17 protein-coding genes are annotated in these 16,233 nt (G+C 65.1%); 11 read left to right on the top strand and 6 right to left on the bottom strand.

Annotated elements, in window-relative coordinates; genetic code table 11:
* The first annotated feature begins 22 nt into the window (after positions 1 to 22).
* The 4 genes from H292_RS0101615 to H292_RS0101595 all read left to right on the top strand — a co-directional run bounded on the left by H292_RS0101615 (position 23) and on the right by H292_RS0101595 (position 3,199).
* On the top strand, positions 23 to 1,171 hold the full coding sequence (locus H292_RS0101615; protein WP_027498550.1) for a glycosyltransferase: 1,149 nt from the start codon (positions 23 to 25) through the stop codon (positions 1,169 to 1,171).
* A gap of 23 nt (positions 1,172 to 1,194) precedes the next feature.
* The gene (locus H292_RS0101610) at positions 1,195 to 1,389 is read left to right on the top strand and encodes a DUF3046 domain-containing protein (RefSeq protein ID WP_019664112.1); all 195 of its coding nucleotides are present in this window, start codon (positions 1,195 to 1,197) and stop codon (positions 1,387 to 1,389) included.
* 210 nt (positions 1,390 to 1,599) lie between these two features.
* The gene (recA, locus tag H292_RS0101600) at positions 1,600 to 2,634 is read left to right on the top strand and encodes a recombinase RecA (protein ID WP_019664110.1); all 1,035 of its coding nucleotides are present in this window, start codon (positions 1,600 to 1,602) and stop codon (positions 2,632 to 2,634) included.
* 16 nt (positions 2,635 to 2,650) lie between these two features.
* Positions 2,651 to 3,199 (top strand): regulatory protein RecX, encoded by a 549-nt coding sequence (locus H292_RS0101595; RefSeq protein ID WP_019664109.1) that lies wholly within the window; start codon positions 2,651 to 2,653, stop codon positions 3,197 to 3,199.
* 94 nt (positions 3,200 to 3,293) lie between these two features.
* Here H292_RS0101595 and H292_RS0101590 read toward each other — a convergent pair whose 3' ends face one another.
* The 4 genes from H292_RS0101590 to H292_RS0101575 all read right to left on the bottom strand — a co-directional run bounded on the left by H292_RS0101590 (position 3,294) and on the right by H292_RS0101575 (position 6,589).
* The gene (locus tag H292_RS0101590; RefSeq protein WP_019664108.1) at positions 3,294 to 4,175 is read right to left on the bottom strand and encodes an amino acid ABC transporter permease; all 882 of its coding nucleotides are present in this window, start codon (positions 4,173 to 4,175) and stop codon (positions 3,294 to 3,296) included.
* Positions 4,175 to 4,852: an amino acid ABC transporter permease gene (locus H292_RS0101585; protein ID WP_026347608.1), complete on the bottom strand. Its 678-nt coding sequence runs from the start codon at positions 4,850 to 4,852 to the stop codon at positions 4,175 to 4,177. The genes H292_RS0101590 and H292_RS0101585 overlap by 1 nt, the downstream gene beginning before the upstream one ends.
* 82 nt (positions 4,853 to 4,934) lie before the next feature.
* Positions 4,935 to 5,762, bottom strand: a complete 828-nt coding sequence (locus H292_RS0101580; protein WP_019664106.1) for a glutamate ABC transporter substrate-binding protein — start codon at positions 5,760 to 5,762, stop codon at positions 4,935 to 4,937.
* 98 nt (positions 5,763 to 5,860) lie between these two features.
* Entirely contained in the window at positions 5,861 to 6,589 is a 729-nt protein-coding gene (locus H292_RS0101575) for an amino acid ABC transporter ATP-binding protein (protein ID WP_196806149.1), read from the bottom strand.
* 237 nt (positions 6,590 to 6,826) lie between these two features.
* On the opposite strand from H292_RS0101575, the gene miaB reads away from it, so the two are divergent.
* On the top strand, positions 6,827 to 8,350 hold the full coding sequence (miaB, locus tag H292_RS0101570; protein WP_027498549.1) for a tRNA (N6-isopentenyl adenosine(37)-C2)-methylthiotransferase MiaB: 1,524 nt from the start codon (positions 6,827 to 6,829) through the stop codon (positions 8,348 to 8,350).
* The gene (locus tag H292_RS0101565) at positions 8,347 to 8,955 is read left to right on the top strand and encodes an Rv2732c family membrane protein (RefSeq protein ID WP_019664103.1); all 609 of its coding nucleotides are present in this window, start codon (positions 8,347 to 8,349) and stop codon (positions 8,953 to 8,955) included. The genes miaB and H292_RS0101565 overlap by 4 nt, the downstream gene beginning before the upstream one ends.
* Positions 8,956 to 9,137: 182 nt before the next feature.
* Here the strand turns inward: H292_RS0101565 and H292_RS0101560 are convergent, their stop codons facing one another.
* Entirely contained in the window at positions 9,138 to 10,523 is a 1,386-nt protein-coding gene (locus H292_RS0101560; protein ID WP_019664102.1) for a DUF349 domain-containing protein, read from the bottom strand.
* 209 nt (positions 10,524 to 10,732) lie between these two features.
* Here H292_RS0101560 and H292_RS0101555 point away from each other — a divergent pair, with 209 nt between their 5' ends.
* The 5 genes from H292_RS0101555 to H292_RS0101535 all read left to right on the top strand — a co-directional run bounded on the left by H292_RS0101555 (position 10,733) and on the right by H292_RS0101535 (position 15,971).
* A complete protein-coding gene (locus tag H292_RS0101555; protein ID WP_230594238.1) occupies positions 10,733 to 11,467 on the top strand; it encodes a hypothetical protein in 735 nt (244 codons plus the stop codon).
* A complete protein-coding gene (gene miaA / locus H292_RS0101550; RefSeq protein ID WP_019664100.1) occupies positions 11,464 to 12,390 on the top strand; it encodes a tRNA (adenosine(37)-N6)-dimethylallyltransferase MiaA in 927 nt (308 codons plus the stop codon). The genes H292_RS0101555 and miaA overlap by 4 nt, the downstream gene beginning before the upstream one ends.
* 10 nt (positions 12,391 to 12,400) lie before the next feature.
* Positions 12,401 to 13,270, top strand: a complete 870-nt coding sequence (dapF, locus tag H292_RS0101545) for a diaminopimelate epimerase (RefSeq protein ID WP_020110208.1) — start codon at positions 12,401 to 12,403, stop codon at positions 13,268 to 13,270.
* A gap of 219 nt (positions 13,271 to 13,489) precedes the next feature.
* Positions 13,490 to 14,938, top strand: coding sequence for a GTPase HflX (hflX, locus tag H292_RS0101540; protein ID WP_027498548.1), 1,449 nt, complete (start codon positions 13,490 to 13,492; stop codon positions 14,936 to 14,938).
* A gap of 40 nt (positions 14,939 to 14,978) precedes the next feature.
* Entirely contained in the window at positions 14,979 to 15,971 is a 993-nt protein-coding gene (locus tag H292_RS0101535) for a hypothetical protein (RefSeq protein ID WP_020110206.1), read from the top strand.
* 4 nt (positions 15,972 to 15,975) lie between these two features.
* Here the strand turns inward: H292_RS0101535 and H292_RS0101530 are convergent, their stop codons facing one another.
* Complete coding sequence (locus H292_RS0101530; RefSeq protein ID WP_019664096.1) at positions 15,976 to 16,233, bottom strand: HPr family phosphocarrier protein; 258 nt, start codon at positions 16,231 to 16,233, stop codon at positions 15,976 to 15,978.

Below are 16,233 nucleotides of genomic sequence, written 5' to 3'. Positions count from 1 at the left end.
ACATCTGTGGCACGCTGAACCCGTGCGCGTAGCGGTAGTGGCAGGCCCCGACCCAGGCCATGCTTTTCCTGCGATAGCTCTGTGCCTGAAGTTCGTCGAGGCGGGGGACGAGCCGGTGTTGTTCACCGGTTCCAGGTGGATCGACGGTGCGCGGGCAGCCGGAGTGGACACCCGGTTGCTCGAGGGTCTCGCTCCGCGGCCCGAGGACGACGACATGGACGCGGGCCAGCGAATTCACTCGCGCGCCGCATTCGTCGCGACGGAGTTTCTTCCGGATCTTCGGTCTGTATCGGCCGATCTCGTCGTCTCCGACATACTGACTGCCGGAGGCGGTATGGCGGCCGAGAAACTCGGTGTTCCCTGGGTGGAGCTCTCACCTCACCCGCTGTACTCGCCGTCGAAAGGGTTGCCGCCCATCGGAAGTGGTCTCGCGTGTGGCGTCGGATTCCGCGGTAGGCTTCGCGATCGGATGATGCGCGCCGCGACCGGACGGTCGATCGCACAAGGCCGAGCGCAGCGCAGTGCGGCTCGGGTCGGTATCGGACTTCCCGCGGAGGATCCGGGGCCGAAGGCCAGACTGATCGCCACGATCCCCGCTCTCGAAGTCCCGAGGCCGGATTGGCCGTCGGAGGCGCATGTCGTGGGCCCTTTGCACTGGGAGCCGACCAACGAGGTTCTCGAACCTCCGCCCGGCGACGGTCCGGTCGTGATGGTGGCGCCGTCGACGGCGTTCACCGGAGCGGTGGGAATGCTCGAGATGACGTTGGAAGGAATGCAGGGCAGCGGTACTCGCGTGGTGGCGTCGATACTCGACGACCCTCCGTCGTCGTTGCCGACGTGGGCCGTAGCTGGTCTCGGGCGTCAGGACGCGCTGTTGCGCGCAGCCGACGTCGTGGTGTGCGGTAGTGGGCACGGTCTCCTGTCGAAGGCTCTGATCCACGGTGTTCCGGTGGTCGCGGTCCCGGGCGGCGGGGATCAATGGGAGCTGGCCAACCGCGCCGAGCGTCAGGGAAGCGCCATCGTGGTTCGTCCGCCGACCCCGGAGTCGATCGGATCCGCCGTGCGGGCAGTGTTGGAGGGCCCGTCCTACGCCCGCGCTGCTGCTGACGCTGCGGCAGGCGCGCACGACGTCGACGATGCGGTCGAGGTGTGCCGCGCTGCTCTCGCCTGACACGGTTTCGGTACGGTTGTGCGGTGCGATTGACTGAATTCCGTGAACTGCTCGTCGAGGAGTTCGGCCAGATTCGGGGTGACTCGATCCTGGTCGATCACGTCATCACCGGAATCGACGGGCTCACCGGCGCCGAGGCGATAGAGGCCGGGGTCGATCCGCGTGAGGTCTGGCGCGCTTTGTGCAAGGAGTTCGACGTGCCGCGTAGTCGCTGGTGACAATTCTCGGCCTTTCCGCGTGTCGGATGACGCAATCGAACACGTGTTCGCCTATGCTGGGTGTCATTCGGTTGGGCTCGTCGAGTGCGGCTGGATCGAACGTGTCGGTGGGTGGCTCTACGGTTACCGACAACACGCTGAACTACGAACCACGCTGACAGACCGCACCGATACAGACCACACGGATACAGACCACTCAAGGAGATCACGATGCCTGCATACGATCGCGACAAAGCGCTCGATCTCGCACTAGCGCAGATCGACAAGAACTTCGGCAAGGGATCGGTGATGCGGCTCGGTGACGAGGTTCGTCAGCCGATCGCCGTCATTCCCACCGGGTCGATCGCCCTGGACGTAGCGCTCGGTATCGGTGGACTGCCGCGTGGCCGAGTCGTCGAGATCTACGGCCCGGAGTCCTCGGGTAAGACCACCGTTGCACTGCACGCAGTTGCCAACGCGCAGCGCAACGGCGGTATCGCCGCGTTCATCGACGCCGAGCACGCGCTGGACCCGGACTATGCACAGAAACTGGGCGTCGACACCGACGCACTGTTGGTCTCGCAGCCGGACACCGGTGAGCAGGCGCTCGAAATCGCGGACATGCTGATCCGCTCGGGTGCGCTCGACATTCTGGTCATCGACTCGGTCGCTGCGCTCGTGCCGCGCGCCGAGATCGAAGGCGAAATGGGAGACAGTCACGTCGGTCTCCAGGCTCGCCTCATGAGCCAGGCGCTGCGAAAGATGACCGGTGCGCTCAGCAATTCCGGCACCACGGCCATCTTCATCAACCAGTTGCGCGAGAAGATCGGCGTCATGTTCGGTTCCCCGGAGACAACCACCGGCGGTAAGGCACTCAAGTTCTACTCGTCCGTTCGCCTCGATGTTCGCCGTATCGAGACGTTGAAGGACGGCACCGACGCAGTCGGCAACCGCACACGTGTGAAGATCGTGAAGAACAAGGTTGCGCCTCCGTTCAAGCAGGCAGAGTTCGACATTCTGTACGGCAAGGGCATCAGCCGTGAAGGCTCGCTCATCGACATGGGCGTCGAGCACGGGTTCATTCGCAAGTCGGGCTCCTGGTTCACCTACGACGGCGATCAGCTCGGGCAGGGCAAGGAAAATGCTCGTAAGTTCATGCTCGAGAACCCGGACATCCGCGACGAAATCGAGAAGAAGATCATGGAGAAGCTGCAGATCGGGGCCGACGTCACGGCCACCGACGAAGCCGCGCCCGTCGAGTTCTAAGTCTGGGTAGTTGTCGGTGGATTCAGGCGAAGGTGGTGGCACCGAAGCGCAGGCGCAGGATGTCTGCCTTCGGCTGCTGACCGACCGAGCACGCAGCAGACATGAACTCGAAACGCGTTTGGCGAAGAAGGGATTCACCCCCGCTGTCGCAACGGCAGTGCTGGACAGGCTGACCACAGCAAAATTGGTCGACGATGCAGCGTTCGCGGAGCAGTGGGTGCATTCCCGGCACACGTATTCCGGCAAAGGCAAACACGTCCTGAGTCGGGAACTGCGCACCAAGGGCGTCAGCGACGACCTCGCTCGCATCGCACTCGATCAGATCGATGTCGAAGACGAGCGCGAGCGCGCCAGTGAACTGGTACGGAAGAAGTGTCGGACCATGTCTCTCCCGGAGCCGGGGAGTCCCGATGCGCGGTCCGAGCGAGACAAGGTGGTGCGCAGACTCGTTGGAATGCTTGCGCGTCGCGGCTACTCGCAGGGAATGGCATTTGCGGTCGTGAAGGAACAGCTCGACCGTCTGGGAGCCGAAACCGAAGACTTCGACGGTGATGATCTCGGGTGATCGTCCACCCGTGACCAGCGCGTCCCGTCGAACACACGAGGCCCGCAACACCGATGGTGTTGCGGGCCTCGTCTTGTATCCGATCGACGCGAGGTCAGGCGGCGCCTGCGGGTCCTCCGCCGAAGTCGGCCGCCGGTACGACGGTACCGCCGGTCTTACGCTTCTTCTGTCGCATCCGACCCTCGACCACGGTCGCGAGCTTCGTCAGCAAGGAGTTGATGACGATCATGATGATCGCGACGATGATCAGCGACGGTAGGTAGTTGCCGTAGAACGCACCGACCTGCTGGCCGGCACGGACGACCTCGACGTATCCGATCAGGTAGCCGAGAGCCGAGTCCTTCAATGCCACGACCATCTGGGAGATGATCGCGGGCAGCATCGCGGTGACGGCCTGCGGCAGCAGAATCAAACTCATGACCTGGCCCTTGCGCATGCCGAGGGCGGACGCCGCTTCGGTTTGACCCTTCGGCAGCGAGTTGACGCCTGCACGAACGATTTCCGCGATGACGGATCCGTTGTAGAGGGTCAGGCCCGTGACCACGGCGGCCAGTGCCAGGTACTTGACCTTGAAGACTTCGTACTCGGCGTAGACCGCATACAGAAAGATCATCAGGATCAGCACGGGAACGGCGCGGAACAACTCGACGATGACGCCGCTGATCACGCGTACCGAGCGGTGATCGGAGAGCCGCCCGATGCCGAGAACCGCACCGAGAATCAGCGCCAACACGATCGACAGCGCTGCGGCTACGAGCGTCCCTTGGATGCCCGGTAACAGGTAGGTCGTCCACGTGGTGGATTCGAGGAACGGGTCCCACTTGTCCGCGGTGAGCTGACCTTTGGAATCGAGCGCGAGATAGATCAGGTAGGCGATGCCCAGCGAGACCAGTAGGACGACACCGGACAGAATTCGGTACCGGAGTTTGGCCTTGGGGCCGGGAACATCGTAGAGAACGGCTACGGCGTCACTCATCACTTCACCGCCAATCGCTTGCTGAGGTAGCCGAACAGCAGTCCGGTCGGGAGCGTCAGGACGACGAACCCGAGGGCGAAGATTCCACCGACGACGAAGATGGCGGCCTCGTTCTCGATCATCGTCTTCATCAACAACGACGCCTCTGCGACACCGATGACCGACGCGATGGTGGTGTTCTTGGTCAACGCGATCAACACGCTGCCCAGCGGGCCGATCACCGCACGAAATGCCTGGGGTAGCACGATGATCGTGATGTTCTGGGTGAAGGTCATGCCGAGGGAACGGCCGGCTTCGGCTTGTCCGACCGGGACGGTGTTGATACCGGACCGGAGCGACTCCGCGACGAACGACGCAGTGTAGATGCTCAAACCGAGCACAGCCAGGCGGAAGTTGTTGTCCACGAGAAACGTCGGCGAATCCTGCGGAGCCAGGGCGACGCCCATGGTCTGGTACAGACCGAACGACGTGAACAGGATGATCAGCGTCAAAGGAGTGTTGCGGAAGACCGTGACGTAACCGGTCGCGATGGCACGCGCGATAGGAATCGGAGACACGCGCATCGCGGCGATGATCGTGCCGAGGATCAAGGCGCCGATCGCGGACAGAACCGTCAGTTTGATCGTCATGATGAACGCGTCGACGAGTTGATCGCCGTACTTGCTCAATAGGTTCAAGGCAGGGGTGTCCAATCGGCTGGAGCGGACTCACCTGCGGGTGCACCCGAACGATCGGATGCCCCCGCAGGTAGGTGGTGCGTCAGTAGCGGTCGACGGTGGGCGCGGCCGGAAGCGTGTACCCCGACGCACCGACGGTGTCGTTGAACGCCTGCTCCCATGCGCCGCTCGAGATCATCTCTTCGATGGCGTCGTTGATCTGATTACGGCCTTCGGTGTCGTCCTTGGCCAAGCCGATGCCGTAGTTCTCCGTCGTGAACGGCTCGCCGACGACCTTCAACTCACCCGGGTACTGGGCGGCGTAACCGGCGAGGATGATGTCGTCGGTGGTGACGGCATCGATCGCACCGTTGCGCAGACCCTCGACGCACGCGGAGTAGGTGTCGTAGTTCTGCAGCTGAACGCCGGGGTACTCGTCGGCGATGTTCTGTGCGGGGGTGGATCCGGACACCGAGCACAGACGCTTGCCCTCGAGCGATGCCGGACCGGTGATGTCGGTGTTGGCGTCCGTGACGAGCAGTGACTGTCCTGCAACGAAGTACGGTCCGGCGAAACCGACCTTCTCCTTGCGAGTATCGGTGATCGAATACGTGGCGACGACGTAGTCGACCTCGCCGTTCTGGATCAGCGTCTCGCGCTGAGCGGACGGGGCTTCCTTGAACTCGATGTTCTCCTCGGACACACCGAGCTGACCGGCAACGTACTTGGCGACCTCGACGTCGAAGCCGCTGAAAGTGCCGTCGGGGTTGCGCAGGCCGAGACCCGGCTGGTCGTACTTGATGCCGACGATGAGGTTGCCGTCCTCCGCGCTCGACGACACACTGCGCTCTTCGTTGCCGCCACATGCGGTGGCCACGACAGCGAGCGCTGCGATTCCTGCTGCGACGCGGAGTGTGCGATTGATTTTCACGACTGTGTTCCTCCAGAGGTTGGTACTGCGAAATGTTCCAGCAGAGAGAGCGTTTCGAGTCAAGATGTTTACGAGCGGAGTCGGTGTTTCGAATGAAGTCAGTGGCCGAGGATTTTGCCGAGGAAGTCCTTGGCACGTTCGGATTCGGGGGCGGTGAAGAACGTCTCGGGATCGGTGTCCTCGACGACGGCGCCGTCGGCCATGAAGATGACGCGGTCACCTGCTTTGCGGGCGAAGCCCATCTCGTGCGTGACGACGAGCATCGTCATGCCTTCCTTGGCCAGGGACGTCATCACGTCGAGAACCTCGTTGACCATCTCGGGGTCGAGCGCGGAGGTCGGCTCGTCGAACAGCATCACCTTGGGGTTCATTGCGAGCGACCGTGCAATGGCCACACGCTGCTGCTGTCCGCCCGAGAGTTGAGCGGGATACTTGTCGGCCTGATTGGCAATTCCGACACGCTCGAGAAGCGCCTGAGCGGACTTGCGTACCTCGTCCTTCTTGAGCTTGCGGACCTTCTGCGGGGCGAGCATGACGTTCTCGAGAATCGTCTTGTGCGCGAACAGATTGAAGGACTGGAACACCATTCCCACCTCGGCGCGCAGGGCAGCAAGAGCCTTCCCCTCGGAGGGAAGTACGGACCCGTCGACCTCGATGGTCCCCGAGTCGATGGGCTCTAGGCGGTTGATCGTTCGGCACAGGGTCGACTTTCCGGAACCGGACGGTCCGAGAACGATGACGACCTGTCCGGCGGGAACCTCGAGATCGATGTTCTTGAGAACGTGCAGATCACCGAAATGCTTGTCTACCGATTTCAGAGAGATCATGGGGGGTCGATCGGCAAGAGCACCGGAAGCCGGCGCGTCGGTGGCGTGCGTCATAGAGCAGAACCCTATTCGTAGTTTGCTCGTCTTCACCGGTTTTCACCCGCTGATTCGGATTATGTAATGGAAACTTTACTGATGGTCGGTATCGCCCCAGGTGCCGAGTGACGTGTGACATGGCCCGATGCGCGCCGGCGTCGCAGAGCACGAGGTACGGCGCTGTTAGTCTGGTGTGTGTCGATGTTGAACGAAGAAGCTACACGGTCCGAGGCTCGGAGCTACGAGGTACGAACGCACGGTTGCCAGATGAACGTGCACGACTCGGAGCGACTCGCCGGACTCCTCGAAGAGGCGGGCTACGTGCCGGCCGACTCGGGGACCGACGCAGACCTGGTGGTCTTCAACACGTGCGCAGTTCGCGAGAACGCGGACAACAAGCTCTACGGCAACCTGGGAATGCTTCGGCCCGCCAAGGGGCGCAACCCTCGGATGCAGATCGCCGTCGGCGGATGCCTCGCTCAGAAGGATCGCGACACGGTCGTCAAGAAAGCTCCCTGGGTGGACGTGGTGTTCGGCACCCACAACATCGGATCCCTCCCCGTCCTCCTCGAACGCGCACGACACAACGACGAAGCCCAGGTCGAGATTCTGGAATCGCTCGAGGCGTTCCCGTCGACCCTTCCGGCGAAGCGTGAGTCCCCGTACGCGGGATGGGTCTCGATCTCCGTGGGCTGCAACAACACCTGCACTTTCTGCATCGTGCCCGCGCTGCGTGGCAAGGAAATCGATCGACGGCCGGGGGACATTCTCGCCGAAGTCCAGGCTCTCGTCGACCAGGGCGTCCTCGAAGTCACACTGCTCGGTCAGAACGTCAACGCGTACGGCGCGTCGTTCGCCGATCCGGCTCTGGCCCGTGATCGCGGAGCGTTCGCCGCTCTGCTGAAAGCCTGCGGAGCCATCGACGGGCTGGAGCGTGTCCGGTTCACATCACCTCATCCGGCCGAGTTCACGGACGACGTCATCGAGGCGATGGCGTCGACGTCCAATATCTGCCCCACACTGCACATGCCGCTGCAGTCCGGATCCGACCGGATCCTCAAGTCGATGCGCCGGTCCTACCGCCAGAGCAAGTTCCTGGGAATCATCGACAAGGTGCGTGCAGCGATGCCTCACGCCGCGATCACCACCGACATCATCGTCGGATTTCCGGGCGAGACCGAAGAGGACTTCGAACAGACACTCGAGGTCATGCGCCGGGCGAAGTTCGCCAACGCCTACACCTTCCAGTACTCCAAGAGGCCGGGCACACCGGCCGCGGACATGGACGGGCAGATTCCCAAAGAAGTGGTGCAGGAGCGATACAACCGCCTGATCGCACTGCAGGAGGAGATCGTCCTCGGCGAGAACCGTGCGCTGATCGGCACCGGCGTGGAGATCCTGGTCGCGACCGGTGAAGGCCGCAAGAACGCAGCCACCCACCGCAAGAGCGGCCGGGCACGGGACGGACGGTTGGTGCACTTCAGCGGCGAAGCCGAACAGCTCGCCGCAATCCGCCCGGGCGACGTGGTGACGACCACCATCACCGCAGCCGCGCCCTATCACCTCATCGCCGACGCAGGCGTCGCATCGCACCGCCGGACCGCCGCGGGCGATGCCTACGAACGAGGAACCGTGCCGAAGACGGCACCCATCGGCGTCGGATTGGGGTTGCCGTCCATCGGCGCCCCCGCCCCGCTGCCCGCCACGACAGGATGCGCACTATGACCGACGCCGACAAGAACCCCGAGCACGCAACCGACGACTACCGGGCCCCGGACTACGACCGAGCCGAAAAGCAGATCGACTCGGAGATCGACCCGGGTGTGCGCGCCGTCGTCGTCGCCTCGCTGGTGATGCTTCTGTTGCTGTCGCTGGCCCTGCCCCACACCGGCGCCGTCAACGGATTCGACGTACTGTCCGGAAACGACGCCGCCGTCGCCGACGCCATCGCACTGCCCTCGCGGATCTACGTCTGGCTCGTGCTCGTGTTCGCCGTGGTCATGTCAGTCCTCGCACTCGTCACCCGAATCTGGGCCCTCGCCTGGATCGCACTGGCCGGATCCGGAGTGGCATCGGTCTTCGGCATGCTGTCCATCTGGTCTCGTCAGACCCTGCCCGCCGACTCCGTCGGCAGCGGCCCCGGAATCGGCCTCGTCCTCGGATGGATACTCGTCGTCGCCCTGACGTTCCATTGGCTCAAGGCTGTCTGGAACAAAACCACCGCCCAGCTCGACGCCCAGGAACGCCGCCGCGCCGCATCGGTCGAAGCGGAGGAGAACAACCGCTGGGACGGCCCCATCCTCGGGCGTCCGACCGACTACGAACGCTGACGCCCGTCCCCGTCCCTTCCGACCCCCCCTTTCGCGGGACGCCCTCCTTTTCGAGACCGAATGTGCCGTTCGGTCACTCCAAGTGACCGAACGGCACATTCGCTCCGGGAGGGGGGCGCTCCGGGAGGGGGGCGCTCCAGTAGGGGGTGCGCTTCGCGACGGTGCGTGCTCTCGGGAGACGGCTAGAGCTCGCCGACTGCGCCTTCGGCGGCGTCGGCCCATTCGCGCCACTGCTGAGCCTGTTCGAGGGCGCGCTTGGCGTCCTTGTCCTTGCCCGCGGCGGATGCTTTGGCGGCCTGCTCCTCGAACTGTTCGACGCGTTCGCGGAACTGGGCGGCGCGGGCGAGGGCTTCGGGGTCGGTCCGACGCCACTGCGCGTCGACGGCGTCGCGAACCGATTTCTCGATGGCGCGCAGCTTGCCTTCGAGTTCTTGCATCTTGTCCCTGGGCACTTTGCCCAGTGCGTCCCATTTCTCCTGCAGATCGCGGAGTGATGCGCGGGCTGCGTCGAGGTCGGCGGCGGGGTCGATGCCGGCGTACTTCTGGAGGAGCTCCTCCTTGGCGACTGCGTTCGCCTCGAACTCGGCGTCACGTTCGGACGCTGCCGCGTTGCGTGCGGCGAAGAACACGTCCTGTGCAGCTTTGAAGTTCTTCCACAGTGCGTCGTCGGCGTCGCGAGGTGCACGTCCGGCGGCTTTCCATTCGGTCAGCAGGTCTCGGAACGCTGCCGCGGTGGGTCCCCAGTCGGTGGACGACGACAGTGCCTCTGCCTGCGCTACCAACTCCTCCTTGCGTGTCTTCGCGGCGCCGCGCTCACGGTCGAGATCCGCGAAGTGTGCGCCGCGGCGACGGTTGAAGTTCTCGCGAGCCTTGGAGTAGCGCTTCCACAGGGCATCGTCGACCTTGCGGTCGACTCCGCGGATCGTTTTCCACTCGTCGAGGATCTCGCGTAGGCGATCGCCTGCATGCTTCCACTGGGTGGATTCGGTGCCGATCTGTTCCGCTTCGGCGGCGAGTTCTTCTTTGCGTGCCGTGTGTGCGGCGCGCTCGGCTTCCTTCTCGTGGCGGGCAACGGCGGCGGCAGTCTCGGAGTGTTCGACGACGAGTTGCAGTCGCTCGGCGAGCGCGTCGAGGTCGCCGATGACCGCGGCGGTCGGCAGCGTCTCGGCCAGTGCTTCCGCGGCGGCCTTGGTCTTCTTCGCGTCCCCGGATCCGGCGGTGAGCCTGGCCTCGAGCAGGGCGATCTCGGTGGACAGATCGTCGTACCGGCGACCGAAATGTGCGAGACCCTCGGCCGCGTCACCGGCCTGCCACGACCCGATCTGTCGTTCGCCGTCAGCGGTCTTGACCCACGCGGTGCCGTCGTCGTCGACCCGTCCGAATTTGCTCGGGTCGCTCGGCGCCGCGAGTGCGGGCGTCACGGTCGCGACGTGTGTCGCCACCGGATGAGGCTTGGGGCCGCCACCTGGCTTGGGGCCACCGGGTTTCGGGCCGCCGGGCTTGGGGCCGCCGGGCTTGGGAGCGCCTGGAGTGTTCTCCCCGCTGGTGTGGCCGTCGGTGTCGGTCATCGTTCCTCATCTCTGCCGCGCGTCACGGCTGCCTGTATCGCGCTGTATCGAGTGCTTCACCACCATCGGTCGGTATCGACCGATCGAACCATTCAAACAGGTGCGAGCGAGGTTGGTGTGCTCGTCCGGCGATTACGACGCCGAGTGTCTTCGCATGCGGTCGCTGCCGCGTCGTCCGGGCACCGCGTCACCGACTAGCGTTGGGTCCCGTGTTACGTGCCGTGGCCTTGGTGCCGTCCCCGCCCCTCCTGGTGCCCGAATTGACGGGAAGCGGAGCTGCCGACTCGATCGACGTCCGTGCGGCTGCCTGCGACGCTGCCTCGTACCTGGCCTCGGTCGCCGATACCTGGGTGGCGATCGGTGTGGCCGACGTCGCTCGTCGGATCACGCACCCCGCCGCTGGGTCGTTCACGGGGTACGGCGTCGATGTGCGCGTCGATCTGTCCGACGGTGACTCTGCGTCCGATCCCGACATGCCGTTGCCCGCGCTGATCGCGGGATGGCTCCGTGGGCAGGCGTCGGCGGGGGAGGTGTCGCGCGAGATCACGGTCGATGTGGAGTTGGTCGCGGATCGCGGTGTCGTGGACGATCACCGACGACTCGGGGCGAACCTGAGGGCCGAGTTCGACGGGCGGGGAACCGATTGGGGGTTGTTGGTCGTCGCCGACGGTGCGACCACGCTGACTCCCAAGGCTCCTGGTTCCTTCGACGATCGAGCCGAGTCCGTGCAGCGTGACATCGACGACGCTCTCGCCGCAGCCGATGCAGGAGCATTGACGCGGCTCGACCCCGTGCTCTGCGGCGAGGTCGGGGTCGGCGGATTGGCTGCCTGGCAGACTGCAGCCGGTGTCGTCGGGGACGACGTCGTCGACGTGCGCACGCTCTACCGGGGCGCTCCGTACGGGGTCGGTTACTTCGTCGGCACGTGGACCCTCCCGCGATGACAGGCGAACACACCGAACGCCTGCGTCCGATCGCGGTGATCGGGCCGACGGCAACGGGCAAGTCCGATCTGGGTCTCGATCTTGCGGAAACGCTCGGCGGCGAGGTCGTCAACATCGACGCGATGCAGCAGTACCGCGGCATGGACATCGGCACGGCCAAGCTGGCGCCGGACGATCGTCGCGGGATTCCGCATCACCGGTTGGACGTCCTCGACGTGACCGAGACCGCGACGGTGGCGAACTACCAGAGCGCGGCGGTACGTGACGTCGAGGACATCATCGCGCGCGGCAACGTTCCCGTCATCGTGGGTGGGTCGATGATGTACGTGCAATCTCTGCTCGACGAGTGGTCCTTTCCCGCAACCGATCCCGATGTTCGCGCCAAATGGGAGAAGGTGTTGGCCGACGGAGGTACCGAGGCGGTCCACCGTGAGCTCGCGCTGAAGGATCCGGAGGCCGCGGCGTCGATCCTCGCCACGGACGGTCGACGCATGGTGCGGGCACTCGAGGTCGTCGAGATCACCGGAGCACCGTTCGCGGCCTCGGCACCGACCATCGGCGAGCCCCGGTGGGGAACGCGCTTGCTCGGCGTCGACCGGGAGACCACCGAACTGGACGAGCGAATCGCGCGTCGTACCGATCTGATGTTCTCCGCGGGCCTCGTCGACGAGGTGCGCGCGCTGATCGACGTCGGGTTGAAGGACGGTGTCACCGCCTCGCGCGCGATCGGTTACGCGCAGGTCCTGGCGTTTCTCGACGGCACGAGCGACCTCGACCACGCACGTGAACGGACGTTCATCGGCACCCGCCGATACGTACGTCGACAGCGCTCGTGGTTCCGGCGCGACCCACGGGTCCACTGGCTCGACGGCGCGAACCCGTCCCTGCTGGCGTCCGCGCTCGAGGCTCTGTCGCGCGGATAGACTTCCCGGCATGCACTTCGCGAAAGGTCACGGAACGCAGAACGACTTCGTCGTGCTGCAGGACCCGGATGTCCAGATCGAGCTACTCCGGCCCCGGGTCGCTGCTCTGTGCGACCGTCGTCGCGGTCTCGGTGCCGACGGGGTACTGCGCGTTGCACGGGCCGGGCAGTTGCGCGACGCAGGAGTGCTGGACCGGCTGCCCGCGGGTGTGTCCGCCGAGGACTGGTTCATGGACTACCGCAACGGTGACGGCAGCATCGCCGAGATGTGCGGTAACGGGGTGCGGGTGTTCGCCCACTACCTGCGGGCCACCGGGCTCGCGACCGAGGATCGATTCGTCGTCGGTTCACGAGCGGGAGCCAGGCCGGTCACGGTCCATCGCTTCGACGACACCACCGCCGACGTCACCGTCGAGATGGGCGACGTGCATCTGATGGGGTCGAGTGCTGCCGTACTGGGGGGCCGCCGCTTCGAGGGCATCGGTATCGACGTCGGCAACCCGCACCTCGCGTGCGTGGACCCCGACCTGGACGTCACCGCGCTCGGCGGGATGGACTTCTCGTCGGCACCCGAACTGGACGGTGATTTCTTCACCGCAGGCGCGAACGTCGAGATTCTCACCCGACTGCAGTTCGGCCGGGTGGACATGCGCGTGTTCGAACGTGGTGTGGGGGAGACTCGATCGTGCGGGACCGGCACGGTCGCAGCCGCGGCCGCGGCGCTGTCCTACGAAGGGCTCGACTCCGGCCAGGTCGTGGTCGGTGTGCCCGGCGGCGAGGTCACCGTGTCGATCGACGATTCCGGCGCGACGCTTCGGGGCCCGTCCGTACTGCTGGCGAGCGGCGACGTCGACGACGACTGGTGGCGGCGCATCGCATGAGCCGTTGATTCGGCACGGGCGGGAAACTCGCGTGCACACGCTGGGGATTTCGTGGATCATGGATGACGTTGGACAGAGAAGTTGTTGTGACAACCGGAATCGTTCGATTCCCGGACCTAAGGATTGACGGAAATAACGGACACACAGAATCACGACCACGCCGATGCACAGAACGGGTCGGCCTGGACGCGCGAAGAGAGCGAAGCGTGGTCCAAGCGGATCGCGCGCTCCCCGCTTCCCACGTCGGATCAGGGTGACGGCAGCTCCGACAGCAGACCGTCGACGGGCGACATGCAGCTCGAGGAGCGCACCGCTCTCCGGCGCGTCGCCGGGTTGTCCACGGAACTCGCGGACGTCACCGAGGTCGAGTACCGCCAGCTTCGGCTCGAACGCGTCGTCCTGGTCGGGGTGTGGACGACCGGAACCGCAGCGCAGGTGGAGAGCAGCATGGCCGAGCTCGCCGCACTCGCGGAAACAGCGGGATCCGAAGTGCTGGACGCCTTGGTTCAGCGGCGTGACAAGCCGGACACCGCCACCTACATCGGCTCGGGCAAAGCCCACGAACTGAGGGATGTCGTGCTGTCCACCGGTGCCGACACCGTGATCTGCGACGGTGAGCTCACACCCGCGCAGCTCAACGCGCTCGAGAAAGTGGTGAAGGTCAAGGTCATCGACCGGACCGCACTGATCCTGGACATCTTCGCCCAGCACGCGACATCGCGTGAAGGCAAGGCGCAGGTCGCGTTCGCGCAGATGGAATACATGCTTCCGCGTCTGCGCGGTTGGGGTGAATCGATGTCTCGTCAGGCCGGCGGCCGCGCAGGCAGCAACGGCGGTGTCGGCCTTCGCGGACCCGGTGAGACCAAGATCGAAACCGATCGCCGACGGATTCGCGAGCGCATGGCGAAGCTCCGCAGGGAGATCAAGGGCATGAAACAAGCCCGCGACACCAAACGCGAGAGCAGGCTGAAGAGCACCACCCCCAACATCGCGATCGTCGGATACACCAATGCCGGCAAGTCGTCGCTGCTCAACTCGCTGACGGGCTCGGGTGTCCTGGTTCAGAACGCACTGTTCGCCACCCTGGATCCGACATCGCGAAAGTCCACGTTGGAAGACGGGCGAGCCATCGTCCTCACCGACACGGTCGGCTTCGTCAGGCATCTCCCGACGCAGCTGGTCGAAGCATTCCGTTCGACACTGGAAGAAGTCACCGACGCCGATCTGCTTCTGCACGTCGTCGACGGGTCGGATCCGCTGCCCACGGACCAGATCAAAGCCGTGCGGGAAGTCATCGTCGACGTCGTCAAGGAACGAGACTCGACGATGCCGCCGGAGCTGATCGTCGTGAACAAGATCGATGCCGCAGATCCGGTCCAGCTGACCCAGCTTCGCGGGCTTCTGCCCGGAGCACGGTTCGTGTCGGCTCGTACCGGCGAGGGAATCGACGAACTGCGTGGTCACCTCGGTGAGATTCTGGCGTGGCCCGAAGCCGAGATCGACGTCCTCGTTCCCTACACGCGAGGTGATCTCGTCGCACGCATTCACACCGAGGGACGGATCTCCAAGTCGTCGCACGAGAGCGACGGCACTCGGGTCGAGGCGCGAGTGCCGACGGCACTGGCCTCCGTCCTGGCCGAGTTCGCGTACGAACCGGCTGCTGTCTGACATCGGCCTGCGTCCGGGTGTTCTCGCGGTAGCCGTCGCAGTGGCGGCGCTGACCGTCGGTGCCGGCGCACCGACCGCCCAGGCTCGGCCGGAGGTGCGGCAGGAACCGTCGGACATCTACTGCACTCCGACCGACCCGGCTCTCGAGGAGCTGTCGGGGATGGCGTTCGTCGACGGTGTGCTCTACGCGATCGGCGACAGTGGGACCGATCACCGGGTGGCCGTCCTGGACGACGGTTGCGCCGTGACACGGTGGCTCGACGTTCCGGTCGACCCGTACGACGTGGAGGACATGGCGTCGTACGACGGCGACCTGTGGTTGTCCGATACAGGCGACAATCAGAGCAGGCGTGACACCGTCGCGTTGACTCGGATGGATCCCGTCACCGGGCAAGGCGAGCTACACCGGTTGATCTACCCGGACGGGCCGCACGACGCGGAGGCCCTGCTGATCGAGCCCGGTGGTCGTCCGGTCGTCGTCACGAAGGAGCCGACCGGGGTGAGCGGAATCTACGTCCCCGCGGGTGGCGAATCCGTGGCCGAGCTGGCGTCACCGGGGCCCACCGCTCTCACGAAGGCCGGGGAATCGACGTTCGAGCGGACCGACACGGCCGGGGGTCCGCCGTTCATCATCGGGTCGATTCTCGCGACCGGGGGAGCGGTGAGTGCGGACGGGACTGTCGCTGCCGTGCGCACCTATACCGACGCCTACCTGTTCGCGGTGCCCGACGGCGATGTCGTTCGAGCTCTGTCCGGTGAGCCGGAAGTCATAGCTCTTCCTGCCCAGCCCCAGGGTGAGGCACTCACATTCGATTCGAACGGCAACCTGTTGATCGCCTCCGAAGCCGCGGGTGGGCCGGTTCCCCCCATCGAGGTGCTGAGCAGCGCAACAAGTCTCGTCGACACGCCGACACCGGCGACGGAAGCTCCTCAGCAGCCTGGTGGCCGATGGCCGCTGGGTGCGCTCGCCGTCGCCGGTGTCCTGGCGATCGTGTCGATCTTCTACACCGTCGGGGCAGCCCGACGGCGTTGACGGGTCAGGCGTCGAGGTCGGACGCGACGAGCGCCGCAACCTTGTCCAGAGCCGCCTGGTCCTCGCTCTCGACGGTCACCTCGGTGCCCTTGGCTGCACCGAGGGTCATGATCATCAGCGCGGATCCGGCGTCCACCGGTTCCTCGCCGTCCACGGCGAGAGTGACGTCGACGCCTGCGTCGGCAACGGCCTCGGCGATGATCGCTGCGGGTCGCGCGTGCAGACCGATTGCGGATCCGACGGTGACTGTGGTGCTGGGCAT

The organism is Rhodococcus sp. 114MFTsu3.1 (assembly GCF_000383555.1).
Classification (GTDB): domain Bacteria; phylum Actinomycetota; class Actinomycetes; order Mycobacteriales; family Mycobacteriaceae; genus Rhodococcoides; species Rhodococcoides fascians_E.
This window is presented reverse-complemented; position numbering and strand designations above follow the sequence as displayed.

Coding starts and splice junctions, on each gene's coding strand:
- H292_RS0101575 (WP_196806149.1), bottom strand. CDS start 6,589: ATGATCTCTCTGAAATCGGTAGACAAGCATTTCGGTGATCTGCACGTT.
- miaB (WP_027498549.1), top strand. CDS start 6,827: ATGTTGAACGAAGAAGCTACACGGTCCGAGGCTCGGAGCTACGAGGTA.
- H292_RS0101530 (WP_019664096.1), bottom strand. CDS start 16,233: ATGCCCAGCACCACAGTCACCGTCGGATCCGCAATCGGTCTGCACGCG.
- H292_RS0101565 (WP_019664103.1), top strand. CDS start 8,347: ATGACCGACGCCGACAAGAACCCCGAGCACGCAACCGACGACTACCGG.
- H292_RS0101560 (WP_019664102.1), bottom strand. CDS start 10,523: ATGACCGACACCGACGGCCACACCAGCGGGGAGAACACTCCAGGCGCT.
- recA (WP_019664110.1), top strand. CDS start 1,600: ATGCCTGCATACGATCGCGACAAAGCGCTCGATCTCGCACTAGCGCAG.
- H292_RS0101590 (WP_019664108.1), bottom strand. CDS start 4,175: ATGAGTGACGCCGTAGCCGTTCTCTACGATGTTCCCGGCCCCAAGGCC.
- dapF (WP_020110208.1), top strand. CDS start 12,401: ATGCACTTCGCGAAAGGTCACGGAACGCAGAACGACTTCGTCGTGCTG.
- miaA (WP_019664100.1), top strand. CDS start 11,464: ATGACAGGCGAACACACCGAACGCCTGCGTCCGATCGCGGTGATCGGG.